This is a genomic window from Leifsonia williamsii, from assembly GCF_030433685.1.
Taxonomy (GTDB): domain Bacteria; phylum Actinomycetota; class Actinomycetes; order Actinomycetales; family Microbacteriaceae; genus Leifsonia; species Leifsonia williamsii.
The window spans coordinates 1,157,185-1,177,036 of record NZ_JAROCF010000001.1; the positions used below are offsets into that span (position 1 = coordinate 1,157,185).

Annotated in this window: 18 protein-coding genes; 14 read left to right on the forward strand and 4 right to left on the reverse strand. The window is 71.2% G+C overall.

Annotation, left to right across the window (positions count from 1 at the left end):
* The first annotated feature begins 69 nt into the window (after positions 1-69).
* The 9 genes from P5G50_RS05470 (at position 70) to P5G50_RS05510 (ending at position 11,757) form a co-directional block, all read left to right on the forward strand.
* On the forward strand, positions 70-387 hold the full coding sequence (locus tag P5G50_RS05470) for a hypothetical protein (RefSeq protein ID WP_301210321.1): 318 nt from the start codon (positions 70-72) through the stop codon (positions 385-387).
* Between the two features lie 829 nt (positions 388-1,216).
* On the forward strand, positions 1,217-1,591 hold the full coding sequence (locus tag P5G50_RS05475; protein ID WP_301210322.1) for a hypothetical protein: 375 nt from the start codon (positions 1,217-1,219) through the stop codon (positions 1,589-1,591).
* 1,619 nt (positions 1,592-3,210) lie between these two features.
* Entirely contained in the window at positions 3,211-4,851 is a 1,641-nt protein-coding gene (locus P5G50_RS05480) for an ABC transporter substrate-binding protein (protein ID WP_301210323.1), read from the forward strand.
* Entirely contained in the window at positions 4,829-5,869 is a 1,041-nt protein-coding gene (locus tag P5G50_RS05485) for an ABC transporter permease (protein WP_301210324.1), read from the forward strand. Before P5G50_RS05480 ends, P5G50_RS05485 begins: the two co-directional genes overlap by 23 nt.
* Positions 5,866-6,738 (forward strand): ABC transporter permease, encoded by an 873-nt coding sequence (locus P5G50_RS05490; RefSeq protein WP_301210325.1) that lies wholly within the window; start codon positions 5,866-5,868, stop codon positions 6,736-6,738. Before P5G50_RS05485 ends, P5G50_RS05490 begins: the two co-directional genes overlap by 4 nt.
* Positions 6,735-8,447, forward strand: coding sequence for a dipeptide ABC transporter ATP-binding protein (locus P5G50_RS05495; protein ID WP_301210326.1), 1,713 nt, complete (start codon positions 6,735-6,737; stop codon positions 8,445-8,447). Before P5G50_RS05490 ends, P5G50_RS05495 begins: the two co-directional genes overlap by 4 nt.
* Positions 8,444-9,868 (forward strand): NtaA/DmoA family FMN-dependent monooxygenase, encoded by a 1,425-nt coding sequence (locus tag P5G50_RS05500; RefSeq protein WP_301210327.1) that lies wholly within the window; start codon positions 8,444-8,446, stop codon positions 9,866-9,868. Before P5G50_RS05495 ends, P5G50_RS05500 begins: the two co-directional genes overlap by 4 nt.
* 104 nt (positions 9,869-9,972) lie before the next feature.
* Positions 9,973-11,040, forward strand: a complete 1,068-nt coding sequence (locus P5G50_RS05505; protein ID WP_301210329.1) for an alpha/beta fold hydrolase — start codon at positions 9,973-9,975, stop codon at positions 11,038-11,040.
* A 48-nt stretch (positions 11,041-11,088) separates the two neighbouring features.
* Positions 11,089-11,757 (forward strand): class I SAM-dependent methyltransferase, encoded by a 669-nt coding sequence (locus P5G50_RS05510; RefSeq protein WP_301210330.1) that lies wholly within the window; start codon positions 11,089-11,091, stop codon positions 11,755-11,757.
* A gap of 4 nt (positions 11,758-11,761) precedes the next feature.
* On the opposite strand, the gene P5G50_RS05515 is transcribed toward P5G50_RS05510, so the two are convergent.
* Positions 11,762-12,739: a zinc-binding dehydrogenase gene (locus tag P5G50_RS05515; RefSeq protein WP_301210643.1), complete on the reverse strand. Its 978-nt coding sequence runs from the start codon at positions 12,737-12,739 to the stop codon at positions 11,762-11,764.
* Positions 12,740-12,841: 102 nt separating this feature from the next.
* Positions 12,842-13,609, reverse strand: coding sequence for an SDR family NAD(P)-dependent oxidoreductase (locus P5G50_RS05520; RefSeq protein ID WP_301210331.1), 768 nt, complete (start codon positions 13,607-13,609; stop codon positions 12,842-12,844).
* Between the two features lie 103 nt (positions 13,610-13,712).
* Between P5G50_RS05520 and P5G50_RS05525 the strand changes: the two genes are divergently transcribed.
* On the forward strand, positions 13,713-14,315 hold the full coding sequence (locus tag P5G50_RS05525) for a TetR/AcrR family transcriptional regulator (RefSeq protein ID WP_301210332.1): 603 nt from the start codon (positions 13,713-13,715) through the stop codon (positions 14,313-14,315).
* Here the strand turns inward: P5G50_RS05525 and P5G50_RS05530 are convergent, their stop codons facing one another.
* The gene (locus P5G50_RS05530) at positions 14,316-14,990 is read right to left on the reverse strand and encodes a FadR/GntR family transcriptional regulator (protein WP_301210333.1); all 675 of its coding nucleotides are present in this window, start codon (positions 14,988-14,990) and stop codon (positions 14,316-14,318) included.
* 9 nt (positions 14,991-14,999) lie between these two features.
* On the reverse strand, positions 15,000-16,274 hold the full coding sequence (locus P5G50_RS05535) for an enolase C-terminal domain-like protein (protein ID WP_301210334.1): 1,275 nt from the start codon (positions 16,272-16,274) through the stop codon (positions 15,000-15,002).
* Positions 16,275-16,359: 85 nt separating this feature from the next.
* Between P5G50_RS05535 and P5G50_RS05540 the strand changes: the two genes are divergently transcribed.
* The 4 genes from P5G50_RS05540 to P5G50_RS05555 are packed head-to-tail and all read left to right on the forward strand — an operon-like array spanning position 16,360 to position 19,826.
* A complete protein-coding gene (locus tag P5G50_RS05540; RefSeq protein WP_301210335.1) occupies positions 16,360-17,223 on the forward strand; it encodes a fumarylacetoacetate hydrolase family protein in 864 nt (287 codons plus the stop codon).
* Entirely contained in the window at positions 17,220-18,017 is a 798-nt protein-coding gene (locus P5G50_RS05545) for an SDR family NAD(P)-dependent oxidoreductase (protein WP_301210336.1), read from the forward strand. Before P5G50_RS05540 ends, P5G50_RS05545 begins: the two co-directional genes overlap by 4 nt.
* Positions 18,017-18,871 (forward strand): amidohydrolase family protein, encoded by an 855-nt coding sequence (locus tag P5G50_RS05550; protein ID WP_301210337.1) that lies wholly within the window; start codon positions 18,017-18,019, stop codon positions 18,869-18,871. The genes P5G50_RS05545 and P5G50_RS05550 overlap by 1 nt, the downstream gene beginning before the upstream one ends.
* Positions 18,864-19,826 carry an aldo/keto reductase gene (locus P5G50_RS05555; protein WP_301210338.1) on the forward strand — a complete coding sequence of 321 codons (963 nt, stop codon included), beginning with the start codon at positions 18,864-18,866 and terminating at the stop codon, positions 19,824-19,826. Before P5G50_RS05550 ends, P5G50_RS05555 begins: the two co-directional genes overlap by 8 nt.
* The last annotated feature ends 26 nt before the right edge of the window (positions 19,827-19,852 follow it).

Sequence of the window (19,852 nt, forward strand, 5' to 3'; positions counted from 1 at the left end):
GCTTCCGATCACAGTCACAGTCCTCGTCTGGGTGAGACCTCGGGGGTTAGAGAGAAATGAGCCACACGCATGATTTACGTCGCCGTAGTACTCGGGCTCTTTGCTGTTTTCGTGGGCGCTGTAATCTGGCGAATGGAAGTTCTGCGACGCCACGCCTCCTCACCCCTTGGGGTATGCGGAATCGTCTCGAATAAGCGCACTGCCCAGGAATCGGGGACGATAGGGGGCGCGCCACTAGGCGGCATCTCTCTTCGCCCGCTTGCGGTGGTTCCTAAGAGCTTCGTGCTCACCATTGCCACAGAGGGCGGCGAGCGTCAGATAGTCGTCGACGAGGCGCTATTCTCCCGCGTCGAGATAGGTGACAGCTTCCCACCCTCGCCACGGTGACTATGTCGCGCATGCTGGAGGTGAGCGTCGCGTGACTCGTAAGCGAAGGACGCTTCCACTGCAAGAACCCGGTTGCGGCGCCGATGTCGTCACGCTATTGGCGTCGAGTTCGCGCCCCTGACGCTGCCCATAGTGATAGCAGCTGTCTGGGATCGGGTTCGGGCCAGTATTGGATCTGGGTATTGGGGCCGGTGGCGTGGTTCGACAATCAGATGATGCACAGAGAAAGTCGGCTGTGATGACCGTACGAGCACTCCTCGTTTACGGGGCAGCAGCGTTGCTGATCGTGTGGGGTAGCCTCATGGTCTTCTTGGGGAGATGGCGGATGAAGTTCCGATATCGGGGACAGCCCTGGGGAGAGACTCCGCGAATGATGAGCGTTCGTGAAATGAGGAACTACGGACTTGGCGTCATCGCAATAGGTTTCATGGCATTCGCTTGCGTCTGGGCCGGCCTCGTCAAATGAGCGCTCGCCCGGTCGATCGGCAAATGCGCCCGCCAAAATATCGAACGTTGACGCAAACAAGCGGTGCAAGCGCCAATGATTGCGAGGAGCAGCCGATGACCGAAGATCGCAGTTTGGACGACAGATTCGTCGCTGAGATGGACTCCTTCTCGGCTGCGGCGCACCACCCGCGCAGGCACCGAGCAACGTGACAATGCCGTTGGGTCCATATTATTTCTATCCCTATGGCCCCATGAAGTTCTACAACTGGGCTGCAGGCGGATATGCGGATATCAGCCAGGAAATTATCTGGAACGAAACGGTTTACCTAAGATGAGTCCGCAAGGGTGGAGTCGAATCCGCACTATTTCGATCTTCCTGTTGGTGCCCGTCGTGCTCGCAGGAGTGCTGATAGGTTCGATTGTGTGGCTGAACCGATCAGTATCCGTTACAAGAGCGGAAGTCGTCGGTGTGTGGGAATCTTCCGGGACCGGGCCGAAGACCAAGATAGTGTTTGGTGAAGACGGAACCGCGGAGATCTTTGGCGGCCCGCTCCCGCCGACAGGGTTGCAGGGGGATGTTCAATGGACGATTCTGCAGTCAGGGACTGAGACCCGCATTCTTCTCACCGATTCCGCGGAAGGTGGTCATCTCTATGCCGAGCCGCTGGGCTTCTCCACAGTGCTCGTGTCCTACCTCGGCGACCCGGATCAGCCTGGGATGCGTTTCGTCCTGTCGCGTGTGGACAATGGTGGCTAGATGACACGTGTGGCCGCGAACCTGGGAACCCCTACATCTACGACGGTCTCGACCGGTTGACCACCTCGTACAACTCCAACAACCTCGTCACCGGACCAAGCGCCCGAAATCAGGTAGCGAAACGGCACGCGGACACGTGGCCCGCTTCAGATTGCCCGGGGGGGGGTACTCCTACACCTACAACAGCTATACGAACCCGGTTTGCGCCAAGGACACAAGCATTCGAAACAATGAAGAACGTTACGGATCGCTCGCTGATTGGGCCGCTTGGATAAGTTCGGTAGCCGGACTCCTATCTATTGCAATTCCTCCAGCAGCGGTGGTTGCTTACGGGGCGGGGGCTCTGGCCGCATCCTATGATTGCTCCCACCTTGATACCCGAAGCACCGAACGTGCGACAGACGCGTTCTCCCTCACGTTGCCTGGCGCTGGGAAGATCTTGACCGTTGCCGTCGGCCGCGAATCGGCAAGAAGTGATCGATGGAATCACAAAGGCGCTTGGCGGACTACTGGACTCGTGGGGTGCGACTCACCATCCAAGCGAAGGGATCACGCTATGACCGGGAAGCCTCGCTTCATCTCTCTTCTGCCAGGGCTGAGCGAGCGCAGTTGGAATCGGCTGACTCTGGCCGCCGCGCCGTTTTGGATCTGCGGAGGAGTGATCGTCTACCTCAACCGTAGCGGTGCTGCGGGGTGGCAATTGAGCTGGATCGCGGTAGCAACGGCTCTTGCTGCGTTTATCTTCATGGCGATCTTTGCCGGTATCGCGCGCGTTCGTGGGAGGCGCGAAACAGCTGCCGGTTACACGACAGTCATGGGAGATCGGGGCGTGCCTCGGGTAGACCCGAAGACGGGACGTGTACTTGACGATGCATCGGAGCGGTCCCACGGTACGGGAGAGTGATCTGGAACCGAGTTCTGCTGGGCTTCTGATATTGAGTGCGCGAGCACGATCACTCCGTAGAGCACGTACTGAATGGCGTTCCACGTGCATCGGGGCCCCCATAGTGGCAGGGATCGCCGCCGTAGCTCTGAACCGTCGCGCGGTACGGGCGGGTGCTGTGGAGCACCGGAACCTCGGTTCTGCACTGCTCCTACCGCCAGTCGGGGCTAGTTGGAACCTCCAGGGGGCGAAATGAGAGTGGTGCTTGTGATCGGCGGTCTTGCGATGGTTGCTGCCGGATCGCTCGCAATCGTGTTTCGACGGAGACTGCTGAGGTGGTCCACGCGCGCACAACGAGATGCGTTCGGACCTGCTGCTGAAGGGTTTCAGCGAAGCCAGACAGAGATCACCATGGTCTTGGCCGGGAGTATCGGCATTGTGTTCGGCGTTCTGGCGACGGTGAACGGGCTCGTTCGACTCGGTGCATAGCAACCGATCGAACGGCGACTACTCGCATCGAGTGCCTTCATGCCGTGTTTCGCGAGGGTCTCGCCGCCGGCCGATGGGGCTCTCCGGTCACGTGTGCCATGAAGCAGCCCTATACCCCGCACCCTCCCACCCGTCACCCTCGCATGACGCCATGTTCCACCCGCGCAACACATCGTCACGGGCGCTCGACGGGGGTTGCGGGCTGGCCCATCCTGATGCGAATCCCCGATCCCGTCAGGAGTCCCAGATGCGTTCCCGTACCTCCCGCACCATCGGCGCAGCGGCCGTCGTCGTCGCCGGCGCCCTCGCGCTGTCGGCCTGCGCCGGCGGCTCGCAGGCCGCGACCGGCGGCGGCCAGAAGGTGGACGGCGGCACCGTCGTCTACGCCCACCAGCAGGAGCCGGCCTGCGTGTTCGGCGGCTGGATCGAGCAGGCGTACCTCTCGTACCAGGTGCTCGACAACCTCACCTCGCTCGACGACGACAAGAAGGTCGTGCCCTGGCTGGCCACGTCGTGGAAGCAGTCCGCCGACGGCCTCACCTGGACCTTCGACCTCAAGAAGGACGTCGAGTTCACCGACGGCACCCCGCTGACCGCCGAGGCCGTCGCCTACAACTTCGACTACTGGCTGAAGGGCGGCAACAGCACCGCGCTGGTCTGGCTCGACGGCTACTACAAGGACGCGAAGGCCGTCGACGAGCACACCCTCCAGGTCGACCTCTCCCGCCCGTACCCGCGGCTCGCCGACAACCTCAGCCAGGGCTACTTCGGCATCCAGTCGCAGCACGCGCTGGAGACGCGGACGAAGGAGCAGAACTGCGAGGCGCCCATCGGCACCGGCGCCTTCACCGTCGAGAAGTGGAACCGCGGCCAGGACATCATCCTGGTGAAGAACCCGAAGTACACCTCGCCGCCCGCCAACGCCAAGCACACCGGCCCGGCCTACGTCGACAAGATCGACTGGAAGTTCGTCGCCGACCCGACCACCCGCGTCGCCGCGCTGCAGGGCGGCCAGGTCGACGCGATCTACGACGTCCCGGCCGTGCAGTGGAACACGCTGAAGGGAGGCGGCTACCAGCTCGAGAAGTACGTCACCCCCGGGCGCCCGCAGCAGATCTCCTTCAACACCCAGCAGGGCCCGTTCACCGACGAGAAGGTGCGGCAGGCGTTCGCGTACAGCCTCGACCGCAAGGCGATCGTCGACACGATCGGACACGGCGTGATCCCGGTCGAGGGCAACGGCGGCGTCAGCCAGGCGACCCCCGGCTACAGCGAGAAGGCGGCCGGCTGGTACAGCCAGGACGTGAAGAAGGCGGACGCGCTGCTCGACGCGGCCGGGTGGACCCGCAAGGGCGACACCGGCGTCCGTGAGAAGGACGGCACGAAGCTGACCGTCTCGCTGCCGTACGGCGCAGGCTCGATCATCAACGCCGACGGCGCCGCGATCCTCCAGGGCGTCAAGGAGCAGGCGGACAAGGTCGGCTTCGACGTCAAGCTCGTCCCGGTCCCGCAGAGCGAGTTCTTCTCGGGCAAGTACGCCGGCCCCGACACCCACGACCTGGCCGCCGGGTACTGGACCGCGGTGACCGCGGGCATCCTCTACATCAACTGGCGCCCCTCCACCGAGGACCACCCGAACTACGCCAACGCCGCGTTCTACAACGACCCGACGCTGGAGCAGTACATCCTCGACGGCAACTCGGCCGCGACGGTGGAGGCGCAGAACGCGTCGTACGAGAAGGCGCAGGACTACATCGCCGAGCACGCGCTCTCGATCGGCGTCTACGACCGGCTGAGCACGCTCGCCGTCGCGACCAAGCTGCACGACGTGTGGCAGGAGAACGCACAGGGAGGGCCGACGTTCTATGACGCGTACTTCACCAAGTGAGCCGGCACCCGGCGAGCTGACAGCCGCTCCGCCCCGGGGCCAGATCGCCGAGCACGCGATCCGGCCCCGCCGGGGGCGTGCCGTCGCCCTGACCGTCCTCAAGAAGGTCGGCGCCGCCCTGGTCGTGCTCTGGGGCGCCGCGACCGTCGCCTTCTTCGCTCAGCTCGCCCTGCCGGGCGATCGGGCCACGACCATCCTCAACATCCGCGCCGGCCAGGCCCAGGCCAGGACCCCCGAGGAGCTCGCGCAGATCAACCAGCAGTACGGCCTCACCAAGCCGGTGATCGTGCAGTACCTCGACTACCTGCGCGGGCTGATCGCGGGCGACTTCGGCACCTCCTATCAGCAGTACCGGCCGGTCACCGCGATCATCGGCGAGCAGCTCGGCGCCACGCTGACGCTGTCGCTCACCGCCATCGCCTTCGCCTGGCTGATCATGGTGGTCTGGGTGACGCTGACCGCCGGGCGCGGCCCGCGGCTCGGGGCGGTGGGAGCGACGGCCGACGTTGTCACCGCCGGCCTCCCCGCGTACTGGCTCGGCATCATCCTGCTGCTCGTCTTCGGCCTCGGCCTGCGCTGGTTCCCGATCATCAGCGGCACCGCGCCCGCCGGGATCGTGCTGCCCGCGCTGACCCTCGCCATCCCGCTCGCCGGGTTCATGGCGCAGAGCGTGCGGACCGAGTTCGAGCGCGCGCTCGACCAGCCGTTCGTCGTGTCGGCGCGCATGCGCGGCATGGGGGAGTGGGGCATCCGGCTCCGGCACGTGCTGCGGCACGCGGTCATCCCGGCGGTGACGCTGTCGGGCTGGGCGCTCGGAGCGACCCTGTCCGGCGCCGTGATCGTGGAGTCGATCTACTCGCGCCCCGGCATCGGCTCGGTGCTCGTGACCGCGGTCAACTCGCAGGACCTCCCGGTCGTCACCGGGATCGTCACCCTGGTCGCCGTCGTCTACGTCGCGGCCAACCTCATCGTGGACGTCGTCTACACCGTCATCGACCCCCGGCTGGAGTTGTCATGACCGCCCTCGCCTCCGCCCCGACCCGGCGTCCGGACCGGCCGCGCGCCGGCGCCCGCCTCGCCCGCGCGCCGTGGGGCCTGTACGTCAGCATCGCCTTCGCGCTGCTGCTGCTCGTCGCCGTCGTCGCCCCGCAGGCGCTCACCACGCACCTGCCAACGGCGATCGACTACCAGGCGGCCCTGCAACCGCCGAGCCTCGCCCACCCCTTCGGCACCGACGAGTCGGGCCGCGACCTGTACACGCGGGTCGTCTGGGGCGCCCGCGACTCGCTCACCATCGGCCTCGGCGCCGCCGCGGTCGGCGTGGGGCTCGCCCTGGTGCTCGGCACGCTGGCGGCGCTCGGGGTCCGCCCCGTCGCCGTCGTCATCGACCGGCTCGTGGAGGTGCTGTTCGCCTTCCCGGCGCTGCTGCTGGCCCTGCTGCTCATCGCCATCGCCGGTCCGAGCGCTGCGACGCAGGTGCTCGCGGTCGGCATCGGCACGGCGCCCGGCTACGCGCGCATGATCCGCGGGCAGATCCTCGGCGCCCGCAACTCCGGGTACGTGGAGGCGGCGACCGCCCTCGGGCACTCGCGGCTGCGCATCCTGCGCGCCCACATCCTCCCCAACGCCCTGCGCCCGCTGGTCGCGGTGTTCGCCCTGTCGATCGGCCAGTCGATCGTGTGGGCATCGAGCCTGTCGTTCCTCGGCCTCGGCGTCGCGCCTCCCGCCTCCGAGTGGGGAGCCCTGCTCGATGCTGGCCGCGCCTACCTGACGACCGCCTGGTGGCTCGTCGTCATTCCCGGCCTCGTGATCGTCGCGGTGGCGCTCGCCGCCACGACGATCGGCCGGCACATCCAAGCCCGTCTGGAGAAGGGAGAGCGGTCGTGAGCATCGCGGAACGAGAGACCCGCAGCATCGTGGAGGCCGTGCCCGGCCCCGCTGCCCCGCAACCCGCCCGCCTGCGCGTGCGCGACCTGCGCACCGGCTTCACGGTCGACGGCGAGCACCGGCCGGTGGTGAAGGGCGTGAGCTTCGACCTCCTGCCCGGCGAGTGCGTCGCCATCGTCGGCGAGTCGGGCTCCGGCAAGTCGGTGACGGCCCGCTCGCTGGTCGGTCTCGCCGGCCGCAACGCGACCGTCGAGGCGGAGACGCTCGAGATCCACCACGAGGACGTGCGGCGCTTCACCGCGCGGCAGTGGCGACGCATCCGCGGCCGCGACATCGGCTTCGTGCTGCAGGACGCGCTGGTGTCACTCGACCCGCTGCGCCCGGTCGGCCGCGAGATCGCCGAGGCGCTGAAGCTGCACGGCTGGGGCGACCGTGCCGCGCGCAGGCAGCGCGTGCTGGAGCTGCTGGAGCGCGTCGGTGTGCCGTACCCCGCCGTACGCGCGAAGCAGCGGCCCGACCAGCTCTCGGGCGGCCTGCGCCAGCGCGCGCTGATCGCCTCCGCGATCGCGCTCGACCCCGACATCGTGATCGCCGACGAGCCGACCACCGCGCTCGACGTGACCGTGCAGGCGCAGGTGCTGGCGCAGCTGGAGGGCATGAAGGCGCGCGGAGCCTCCATCGTCCTGATCAGTCACGACCTGTCGGTCGTCGCGCAGCTCGCAGACCACATCCTCGTGATGCGCGGCGGCGAGGTGGTGGAGCAGGGATCGTCGGCCGAGGTGCTCGGCGACCCGCAGCACGCGTACACGCGCGCGCTCATCGCGGCGGTGCCGAGCGAGGTCACCCGAGGACACGCGCTCGTCCCCGGCGCGCCTCCGCTGCCGCCCAAGCCCGCCCCCGGCGAGGTGGTGCTGGAGGCGACGGACCTCGTGAAGCGGTTCCACACCTCCGACGGCACGGTCACGACCGCGGTCGACCACGTCTCTTTCGCGCTGCGCGCCGGCGAGACGCTCGGCATCGTGGGCGAGTCGGGGTCGGGCAAGAGCACCACCGCGCGGCTCGCACTGGGCCTCGACGCCCTGGACGGCGGGGAGGTGCGGCTGCTCGGGCAGGACTGGTCGCGTCTGCCCGAGAGCCGGCGCCGCGGTCTGCGCAACCGGATCGCCGTCGTCTACCAGGACCCGCTGAGCTCGTTCGACCCGCGCTGGACCGTCGAGCGCATCCTGCTCGACGCCCTCCGCTCGCAGCCGTTCGACTCGGCCGAGGCGCGCCGGGAGCGGGTGGCCGAGCTGCTCGCGCAGGTCGGCCTCCCCGAGAGCGTGCTGCCGCGGTTCCCGCTGCGGCTCTCCGGCGGGCAGCGGCAGCGCGTCGCCATCGCGCGGGCGCTGGCCCCGCGGCCGGACGTGATCGTGCTCGACGAGGCGGTGTCGGCGCTCGACGTCACCATTCAGGCGCAGATCCTCGACCTGCTGGCCGCTCTGCAGCGGGAGTCGGGGGCCGCGTTCCTCTTCATCTCGCACGACCTCGGCGTGATCAGCCACCTCAGCGATCGCGTGCTGGTCATGAAGGATGGGATCGTGGTGGAGGAGGGCACGCCGGTCGAGGTCTTCGAGCACCCGCAGCAGCCGTACACGAAGGCCCTGATCGCGGCCATCCCCGAGTTCGACCCCGCGGCCGTGGCCGCACGCGAGAAGGAGTCCGCCGCATGAGCGAGCCGAAGCAGCTCTTCGTCAACCTGTTCGAGATGGCGTGCGTGAGCCACATCACCCACGGCCTCTGGCCGCTGCCCGGCAACAACCGCGAGCGGTTCGCCGACCTCGGCTACTGGCTGGAGCTCGCGCAGCTGCTGGAGCACGGCGGTTTCGACGGCATCTTCCTGGCCGACGTGATCGGCGCGTACGACGTGTTCCGCGGCGGACCCGAGACGGCGCTGCGGGAGGGCCTGCAGAGCCCGAACATCGACCCGCTGCTGGTCATCCCGGCGATGGCCGCTGTCACCGAGCGGCTGGGGTTCGGCGTCACGTTCTCGACGACGTACGAGCCTCCGTTCGCCTTCGCCCGCCGCATGTCGACCCTGGACCATCTGACCAAGGGGCGGATCGGGTGGAACATCGTCACCTCCTACCTCCCGAACGCCGCCCGCAACTTCGGGCTCGACAACGAGATCCCGCACGACCAGCGCTACCGCTACGCCGACGAGTACCTCGACGTGCTCTACAAGCTGTGGGAGGGGTCGTGGGACGACGACGCCCTGGTCGCCGACCGCGCCGCCGGCGTCTTCACCGACCCGTCGAAGGTCCGCTACATCGACCACGTCGGCGAGCGGTTCCGGGTCGCGGGGCCGCACATCGTGCACCCGTCGCGGCAGCGGACGCCCGTGCTGTTCCAGGCGACCGGGTCGCCGGCCGGCATCGAGTTCGCCGGCCGGCACGCCGAGGTCGTCTTCACCGGTGGCCGCACGAGCGAGGAGTTCCGCCGCAACGCCGACGGCATGCGCGACGCCGCCGAGCGCCACCACCGCCGCCGCGACGACGTCAAGTTCATCGCGATGGCGGGCGTCATCGTCGGGCGCACGCAGGAGGAGGCGGAGGACAAGTGGAGGGTGTACCAGCAGCACGCGAGTCTCGACGGCATCCTGGCGCACTCCAGCCTCCCCGTGGACCTGACCGCGTTCCCGCGTGACATCACCGTGCGGGAGGCGCTGGCGCGGGCGGAGTTCCCGGCGTCGAAGGTGCCGTTCCTCCCGCTGGACGCGACCGTCGGGCAGGCGCTGGACTTCATCAAGCAGGGCCGCGACGAGCGCTTCCTGGTGGTGGGCGACCCGAAGACGGTGGCCGACGCGATCGAGCGCTGGCTCGACGAGGACGGCCTCGACGGCATCAACCTCCGCCAGTACCACTCCTTCGACACGGCCCGCGACTTCGCGGAGCTGGTGGTGCCCGAGCTGCGCCGCCGCGGCCGCCTGCCCGCCGAAGGGGAGCGCTCCGGCACGCTGCGCGAGCGCCTGTTCGGGGAGGGGCAGGCGCGCCTCCCCGAGCGGCACATCGCCACGCGGTACCGCGGCGGCGCCAACCTCGACACCCCGGTGGAGCCGTTGCGGCTGACCTTCGAGCACGCCGCGTCCTTCTGAGCCCACCCCCACCCACCCCATCGACTTGGCACGACATGCCGTCTCGCGGAGGGGCGAGACGGCATGTCGTGCCAACCGGATGACGGGCTGTGGAGAATGGGCGCGTGCAGCAGCGGATCGGCAGGGTGACGACGGCGAGCGGGGGTGAGCTGGCGTACGCGGTCGTCGACGGGCGCGGCCCCGGCGCCCGCGGCCCGGCCGCCGCTCCCCGCGGCCCCGCCCGCACGATCCTCCTCGTCTCCGGCTGGCTCGGCCACCTCGAGCGCGGGTGGGAGCTGCCGGAGGAGCGCGCCTTCCTCGAGGGCCTCGCCCGGGGCGCCCGGCTGCTCCGCTACGACCGCGCCGGCTGCGGGATGTCCGGCCCCGCGGTGCGCCCGCCCTCACTGGCGTCCGAGCTGGAGCAGGTGGAGGCGGTGCTCGGCGTCCCCGAGGCAGGCGACGGCGCCGTCGACCTCGTCGGCTGGTCGCTCGGCGCTCCGGTCGCCGCTGCCTGGGCGGCCGCTCATCCCGAGACCGTCCGCAGGCTCGTGCTCTACGGCGGGTGGGCCTCCGGCGCCGCGATCTCACCGCCCACCGCCCGCGACCATCTGCTCGGACTGGTGGAGGCGCACTGGGGCCTCGGCTCGGACGTGCTCACCGAGGTCTTCGCCCCCGACGCCCGTCCCGCCGCCCGAGAGGCGTTCGGCCGGTACCAGCGCGACTCCTCCAGCGCCGCGACGGCGAGGGCGCTGCTCGCGCTCAGCTACGAGCTCGACGTCAGCGCACTGCTCAGTGCCGTGACCGCGCCGACCCTGGTGCTGCACCGCGCCGACGACCGGGCCGCGCCTGTCGCGCAGGCGGAGGCGCTGGCCGCGGGCATCCCGGAGGCGCGTCTCCTCGTGCTCCCCGGCCGTTCGCACCTGCCGTGGGCCGGCGACGCCGATGCGGTCGTGCGCGAGATCCGGCGCTTCCTCGGCCTGCCGCTCGCCCGGGCCGCCGGGCCGCTGACGGGTCGTCAGCTGGAGGTGGCCGCCCTGGTCAGCACCGGCCGCACGAATCGCCAGATCGCCGAGGAGCTCGGCATCGACGAGCGCTCGGCCGAGGGGCACGTGGAGCGCATCCGCCTCCGGCTCGGCGTCCGGTCGCGGGCGCAGATCGCGGCCTGGTACGCCGAGGGCGGCCCGGCGAAGTGAGGTAGTTCCCCGCCTGCGTGCGATCCCGCCGACACGGAGAGTGGAGGCATGAGCGAGACGACCAGCACCTCCACCGGCCCCCGCACCGCGTTCCCCCTCCACCCCGGCCGCGGCCGCTTCAACGCGGCCTTCTTCTCGCTGCTGGGCCCGTACCTCGAGCGCAGCCTCCGCACGCAGAAGAGCCGGGTCTACGCCGGCCTGCCGCGCGCGGTGGTGGAGCTGGGCCCGGGCGTCGGCGCCAACCTCCGCCACCTCCCTCCCGGCTGCACCCTGACCGCGATCGAGCCCAACCGCTACATGCACCCGCGGCTGGAGGAGGCCGCCCGCGCACGCGGCGTTCGCCTCGACCTGCGCGAGCGCACCGCCGAGGACACCGGCCTCCCGACGGCCGGCGTCGACGCGGTCATCTCATCGCTCGTGCTCTGCTCGGTCGCCGACCCGGTCGCGGTGCTCGCGGAGGTGCGCCGCATCCTGCGCCCGGGCGGGACCTTCCGCTTCGTGGAGCACGTGGTCGCCTCCCCGGGCACGCCCACCCGCGCGGCGCAGCGCCTCGTCCGCCGCCCGTGGGCCTGGACGTTCGAGGGCTGCTCCTGCGAGCGCGACCTCGCCGCCCTGATCCGGGAGGCGGGCTTCGCGAGCGTGGATCTGCGGCGCTACCGCGTGCACACCCCGCTGCTGCCGTTCAACCCGCAGATCGCCGGCGTCGCCCGGGCGTGACGGGTCAGGCGCCGCGCAGCAGCACCTTGCCAACGCGCCCCGGCCGCCCGCTCGCCTCCACGGCCGCGCGCGCCTCCGCGAGCGGGTGGACGCTGTCGACCGGAAGGGTGAGCGTGCCGTCCGTGACGCGGGCGAACAGCTCGCCGAAGAGCTGGGCGCGGGTCTCGGGGCTGAGCTCCTTGCCGACCGCGCTGCCCCAGAAGCCCCGGACCGTCACGCCGCGGAAGAGGATGTCGGAGGTCGCCACCTCCACCCGCCCGGAGGCCATCGCGCCGAAGATCACGAGCGCGCCGCCGTCGCCGAGCACCGAGGCCAGGTCGCCGGAGGCCGAGCCGCCGACCGAGTCGACACCCACGCGGATCGGGGCGCCGCCCGTGATCGCGGCGACCCGCTCGCGCCAGCCGTCGTCGTCGGTCGCGACCACGCGCTCGATACCCTGCTCGCGCAGCTCGTCGACGCCGGCCGCGCGGCGCACGAGGCCGACCACGTTGAGGCCGCGGACCGCCGCGAGCTGGGCGACCATGCGGCCGACCGCGCCGTTGGCGGCGTTCTGGATCAGCCAGTCTCCCTCCTGCAGGTCGAGGCGGTGCAGGAGGCTGACCGCGCTGAACGGCATCTGCACGAGCTGGGCGGCGGCCTCGTCGGGCAGCCCCTCCGGCACGGGGATCAGGCCGGCCGCATCGGCGAGGTAGTACTCGGCCCACACGCCGAAGGCGCCGCCGGCGACGCGCTGACCGACCGCGAGCCGGTCGACGCCCTCGCCGAGCGCGTCGACGACGCCGAGCGCCTCGGTTCCGGCGGGCGCGGGCAGCTCGGGCTTGAACCCGTACTCGCCGCGGATCGTCATGAGGTCGTGGTTGTGGATGGGTGACAGCAGCATCCGCACCCGCACCTGGCCGGGCCCTGGCTGGGGCAGCGGCCGCTCCTCCACCGCGAGCACCTCGGCCGGGTCGCCGAACGAGCGGTGCACGAGGGCGGACATGGTGGCGGGGGTGGTGCTGTCGGTCATCGAGGGACTCCAAGAGGGGATGGACGGGCGGGGGACGCGCTCGATCGTACGCGCGCCCCCTGGCCGTCGGTCAGATCACGCCGTCCAGCCGCCGTCGATCGTCACCGCCGACCCGGTCATGTAGCCGGCCGCGTCCGACGCGATCCACGAGACCAGCTCGCCCACGTCGGAGCTGTGCCCGAACCGCCCGAACGCGGTGAACCCGGCCAGGTAGTCGCCGGCCTCGCCCGACGCCGGATTGCCGTCCGTGTCGATCGGGCCCGGCTGCACCACGTTGGCCGTGATGCCGCGCGGTGCGAGGTCGCGGGCCAGCCCCTTCGTGAAGCCGACCATCGCCGCCTTCGTCAGCCCGTAGACCGCGCCGCCGGTGAAGGGGATGCGCTCGGCGTTCACGCTGCCGATCGTGATGATGCGGCCGCCGTCCGGGAGGCTCTCGAGCGCCGCCTGCGTCGTGTACACGGTGCCGCGCACGTTGAGGTCGATGGTGTGCTCGATGTGCTCGTCCGGGGTCTCGGCGAACGGCTCGAACCAGCCGCCTCCGGCGTTGTTGACGAGGATGTCGAGGCCGCCGAGCGCCTCGACGGCGTCGCGCACACCCTGACGGGCCGCGTCGGCGTCGCCGTTGTTCGCGCGGACCGCGACCGCCGTGCCGCCCGCCGCCGCGATCTCGGCGACCAGCGCCTCCGCCCGCTCGGGGGAGGACCAGTACGTGATCGCGACCTCGGCGCCGTGGGCGGCGAGCGAGCGCGCGACGCCCGCGCCGATGCCGCGCGAGCCTCCCGTCACGAGCGCCTTCTTGCCGGCGAGGGTCGGGGTGGTGGTGGCGGTGGAGGTGGAGGTCATGATGTCCCTTTCTGTTCCAGTTGGTACAGAAAAGCGATCCGCTTGCCCTGCTATTCCCGCTGCGCGATAATTTTTTCCGGGACGGTACAGAAAGGGGTCGACGATGGCAGCAGTCCGCGGCCGGCCGCGCGGCTTCGACGCCGACGAGGCGCTCGACAAGGCGATCGAGGTGTTCTGGCGGCAGGGCTACGAGGGCACCACGCTCGACGACCTCACCGGCGCCATGGGCATCAACCGGCCGAGCCTCTACGCGGCCTTCGGCAACAAGGAGGCGACCTTCAAGCGCGCCGTCGACCGTTACGCCGAGATCGACATGGCCTACGTGGGGGAGGCGCTGGCCCAGCCGACGGCCCGCGCGGTGGCCGAGCACTACCTCCGCAGCAACGTCGTGGCGATCACGCAGCCCGGCAAGCCCGCCGGCTGCCTGTCGGTGCAGGGCGGCCTCGCCGGAAGCCCGGAGGACCAGCGGATCGTGCGCTTCCTCGCCGACAGCCGCGCGGCGGGGGAGCGGCGCTTCGTGGAGCGGTTCCGCCGGGCGCGCGCGGAGGGCGACCTCCCCGCCGGCGAGAGCCCCACGGAGCTCGCCCGCTACCTCTCCACCGTCAGTGCGGGCCTGGCTGTGCAGGCGGCGGCGGGCGCCTCCCGCCGGTCGCTGATGGCGGTGGCGGAGCGGGCGCTGCGGGCGTTCCCGGCGAGCGGGTCCTGACTACTCCGCCGCCTTCCGCAGCCAGCTCTCCACCCCGCCGATGTGCAGCGTCACCGCCGCACGCACCAGATCGGGGTCTCCCGCCTTCAGCGCGTCGAGGATGGCCCGGTGCTCCGCGAGCGTGCGCTCGGCGGCGTGCTCCTCGGTGATGCCGCGCCAGACCCGCGCGCGGACCGTGCCGCCGGAGAGCCCGTCGAGCAGCCCGGCGAGGTACTCGTTGCCGCTCGCCGACGAGATGAGGCCGTGGAAGCGGAGGTCGTGGGCGACGAGCGCGTCGACCCCGGCGGCGGCGTCGGCCGACGCGAGCTCCGCCTCCAACTCCTCCAGCCGCTCCGGCGTCATCCGCCGCGCGGCGGCCGCCGCGGCGTACGGCTCGAGCACGCGGCGCACCTCCAGGATCTCCAGCACGGTGGCGTCGCGGTGCAGGTCGACGACGAACGACAGCGCTTCGAGCAGGAGGCGCGGCTCCAGACTCGTGACGTACGTCCCGTCGCCGCGGCGCACGTCGAGCACGCGGATGACCTCGAGCGACTTCACGGCCTCGCGGAGGGAGTTGCGCGAGAGCCCGAGCCGCTCGCTCAGCTCCTTCTCGGGCGGCAGCCGCTGCCCCGGGGCGAGCTCGCCCGACAGGATCATCGCCTTGATGGCGGAGATCGCCTCGTCCGTGACCGCCACGTTGCCAGCCTACCGGCGGTACTCGGCGATGGAGGCGGCGAGCATCTCGGCGCCCGACCCCGGCAGCTTCGGCGCCCGGTAGTGCGCGTCCACGAACTCCACCGGCTCGGCGAAGTGCTCGTGGAGGTGCGCGACGTACTCGATCATGCGGCCGTCGGTGGTGCCGGAGACCGCGATGCCGTCGAACATCGCGAGGTGCTGCACCAGCTCGCACAGGCCGACGCCGCCGGCGTGCGGGCACACGGGCACGCCGAACTTCGCCGCGAGGAGCAGGATGGCGATGTTCTCGTTGACCCCCGCGACACGCGTGGCGTCGATCTGCAGCACGCCCAGGGCCTTCGCCTGCAGCAGCTGCTTGAACAGCACGCGGTTCATGCCGTGCTCGCCGGTCGCGACGGGCACCGGGGCGATGGCCTCGGCGATGGCCGCGTGGGCGAGGATGTCGTCGGGGCTGGTGGGCTCCTCCACCCAGGCCAGGTCGAAGCGGCTCAGCTCGCGGATCCAGGCGATCGCCTCGTCGCGGTCCCAGCGCTGGTTGGCGTCGATGGCGATGCGGATGTCGGGCCCGACGACCTCCCGGGCGATGCTGAGACGTCGGATGTCTTCTTGTAGGTCGGCGCCGACCTTCAGCTTGATCTGGGTGAACCCGTCTGCGACCGCCTCCCGGCTCAGGCGGGCCAGCTTCTCGTCCGAGTACCCGAGCCAGCCCGGCGTCGTCGTGTAGCCGGGGTAGCCGTCGCGCTGCAGCGCCGCGATGCGCTCCTCGCGGTGCGGCTCGGCCGCGCGCAGGATGTCGAGCGCCTGCTCCCGGGTGAGCGCATCGCTGAGGTAGCGGAAGTCGACCAGGTCGACCAGCTGCTCCGGCGAGAGCCGGGCGAGCAGCAGCCACAGCGGCACCCCCTCCCGCTTGGCGCGGAGGTCCCACAGCGCGTTCACGACCGCGCCGATCGCCATGTGGATGACGCCCTTATCCGGCCCGAGCCAGCGCAGCTGCGAGTCGTGCACCAGCTCCCGCCAGACGCCGCCGAGGTCGGCGAGCGCCTCCTCGACGTCGCGGCCGACGATCCACGGCTGCAGCGCGGCGATGGCGGCGCACTGCACGTCGTTGCCGCGGCCGATGGTGAAGACGAAGCCGTGGCCGGTGAGTCCGTCCTCGGCGTCCGTCTCGATCCGCACATAGGCGGCCGAGTAGTCGGGGTCGGGGTTCATCGCGTCCGAGCCGTCGAAGTCGGTCGAGGTCGGAAAGCGGATGTCGTCGACGACGAAGCGCGTGAACTTGCTCATGGATGGCCCTCCGGCTATGTTTGCCCCGAGCCTAGACATCGGATGTTTGGGCCGTCAACTCGAACCGACGACGCAGGAGGAACGGATGCGGCTGGCCAGGCTGGGAGAGCGCGGGGCCGAGATCCCCGTGGTGTTCGACGGAGAGCGGGCCCTCGATCTGCGGCCGCTGATCGCCGACCTCGACGGCGCGGCGCTCGCGCCCGCGTCGCTGGAGCGTATCGCCTCCGCGGTCGCGGCCGGCGAGTTGGCCGAGCTGGAGAGGGCGGAGGCCCTGCGCCGAGGGGCGCCCATCGCACGCCCCGGCGCCATCCTCTGCATCGGGATGAACTATGCGGCGCACGCGGCCGAGTCCGGCTCCGAGCCTCCGGCCATCCCCATCCTCTTCCTCAAGGTGCCGAGCACCGTGGGCGGCCCCGACGACGAGGTCGAGATCCCGCGCGGCTCGACCACCACCGACTGGGAGGTGGAGCTCGGCGTCGTGATCGGCACCCGCGCGCTCTACCTCGACTCGCCCGCCGACGCCCGCGCCCACATCGCCGGCTACGTCGCCGCCAACGATCTCTCCGAGCGCGACTGGCAGCTGAAGCAGTCGGGCGGCCAGTGGAGCAAGGGCAAGATCGCCCCCGGCTTCAGCCCGCTCGGCCCCTGGCTGGTGACCGGAGACGAGGTCGACCCGCAGGCGCTGCGGCTGCGCAGCTGGGTCAACGGCGAGCCGCGCCAGGACTCGACCACCGCCGACATGGTCTTCGACGTCGACCACCTGGTCTGGCACCTCAGCCAATACGTCGCGCTGGAGCCGGGCGACGTCATTCTCACCGGCACCCCGGAGGGCGTGGCCCTGTCCGGCCGCTTCCCCTACCTCGCGCCAGGCGATGTCGTGGAGATCGAGATCGAGGGGCTCGGCCGGCAGCGGCAGACGTACCGTGCGCACGAGGAGGCGCGGCGGTGAGCGGGGAGGCAGGGACCGGGCAGGCAGGGACCGGGCAGGCAGGGACCGGGCAGTTCGGCGGCCTCGTCGCGGTCGTCACCGGCGGCGCGTCGGGCATCGGCGCGGCGATCACCGCGCGGCTGCGCGCGGGCGGCGCCCGGGTGGCCGTGCTCGACCGCGCGGTGGAGGGCGCGGAGGCCGACCTCGCGCTGTCCGCCGACATCACCGACGACGAGGCCGTGCGTGCCGCGATCGCGCGGGTGGTCGACGAGCTCGGCGGCATCGACATCGTCGTGAACAACGCGGGCATCGGGGCCCAGGGCACCATCGAGGACAACCCCGACGTCGAGTGGACCCGCGTGCTCGACGTGAACGTCCTCGGCCTGGTCCGCGTCTCGCGTGCCGCACTGCCCGCCCTGCGCCGCTCCGCGCACGCCGCGATCGTCAACACGTGCTCGATCGCGGCGACCGCCGGCCTTCCGCAGCGCGCGCTGTACAGCGCCTCGAAGGGTGCCGTCCTCGCCCTCACGCGCGCGATGGCGGCCGACCACCTGGCCGAGGGCATCCGCGTGAACGCGGTCAACCCGGGCACCGCCGACACCCCGTGGGTGGGCAGGCTGCTCGACTCCGCCCCCGATCCGGCGGCCGAGCGGGCCGCCCTGGAGGCGCGCCAGCCGCACGGCCGGCTGGTGTCGGCGGCCGAGGTCGCCGAGGCCGTCGCCTACCTCGCCGACCCGCGCAATGGCTCCACGACCGGAACGAGCATCGCCGTGGATGGCGGAATGCACGAGCTGCGCCTGCGCCCGAGGAACTGATGACCGTGCTCGACGCCCACGCGCACCTCTGGACGCGCGCCAGCACGCCCCAGCCGTGGATCGACCCCGGCTCGATGGCGGCGATCGACCGCGACTTCGGCGTGGCCGACCTCGGGGAGGCGCAGCAGGCGGCCGGCATCGACGGCGCGCTCCTCGTGCAGTCGAGCAACGACCTCCGGGAGACCCGCGACCTCCTCGCGCTGGTCGACGGCGCCGCGGTGCGCGGGGTCGTCGGCTGGGTCGACCTGGAGGGCGACGTGGCGCAGCAGCTGGAGGAGCTGGGAGGCGGTGCCGGGGAGGTTCCCGCCGGCCTCGTCGGCATCCGTCACCTCGCGCACCAGGACCCTGACCCGCAGTGGCTCGGTCGCCCCGCCGTGGGCCGCGGGTTGGACGCGCTCGGCGACCTCGGCCTCCCGTTCGACCTCGTCGTGCTGCCCGCGCAGCTGCCGCTCGCCGCCGAGGTCGCGCGTGCGCATCCCGGAACCCGGTTCGTGCTCGATCACCTCGGCAAGCCGCCGCTCGCGAGCGGCGACCTCGCGGCCTGGCGCAGTGACCTCGCCGCTCTCGGCCGCCTCGACAACGTCGTCGCGAAGCTCTCCGGGCTGGCGATCGAGGGCGACTGGGCGGGCTGGACGGTCGACGACCTCAGGGAGCCGGTGGAGGCGGCGCTCGCGGCGTTCGGACCGTCGCGACTGATGTTCGGCTCCGACTGGCCGCTGGTCCGGCTCACCCGTGGTCTCGACGCCTGGTTGGAAGCGCTGCGGACGCTGCTCGGCGACCTCTCCGGCGACGAGCGGGCGGCGGTGTTCGCCGGCACCGCTGAGCGCACGTACCTCGGAGGCCCTCATGCGTGAGCGCGGGCTCCCCGGCACCGGGCTGCGGCTGACCGAGCTGGGCTTCGGCGCGGCGAGCCTCGGCAACCTCTACGTCGAGACACCCGACGAGGTCGCGGCGGCCACGGTCGACGCCGCCTGGGAGGCGGGCATCCGGTACTTCGACACCGCCCCGCACTACGGTCTCGGGCTGTCCGAGCGACGGCTGGGCGCCGCCCTGCGCGGGCGTCCGCGCGACGAGTATGTGCTCTCCACCAAGGTCGGACGCCTGCTCGTGCCGCGTGTGCCTCCCGCCGACCGCGACGACGACATCTTCGAGGTGCCGGGCGACCTGACCCGGCGCTGGGACTTCACGCGCGACGGCGTGCGGCGCTCGATCGACGAGAGCCTCGCCCGCCTCGGCGTCGACCGTATCGACATCGCCTACGTGCACGACCCGGATGCGAGCGGCGTCCCTGGCGCGGCGGCGTCGGCGGCGGAGGCCCTGATCGAGCTGCGCGAGGAGGGCGTGCTCCGGGCGGTCGGCATCGGCACGAACAGCGTCGACGCGGCCCTTCACCTCCTGAGCGAGACCGACATCGACACCGCCATGATCGCCGGCCGGGTGACCCTGCTCGACCACGGGCGGGTGGAGGAGCTGCTCGCCGCCGCCGGAACCCGTCGCCTGGTCGCCGCCGCCGTCTTCAACGGCGGCCTGCTCGCGGTGCCGCGCCCGGCCTCCGGCGCCCATTTCGACTATCGCCCCGCCCCCGATGAGCTGCTGGCGCGCGCGAACCGCATCGCCGACGTGGCGCAGGCGCACGGCGCGACACTGCCGCAGGCCGCGCTCGCCTACCCGCTGACCTTCCCCGGCGTCGCCACGCGGGTGGTCGGCATGCGGACCCCCGAGGAGGTCAGCGCCAACGTGGCCCTCGCCACCGCGGAGCCCCCCGCGGCGCTGTGGGACGCGCTGCGCGCCGCGTCCCTCCTGGACTGACGCTGCCGCGCCGCGTGCTCAGCCCT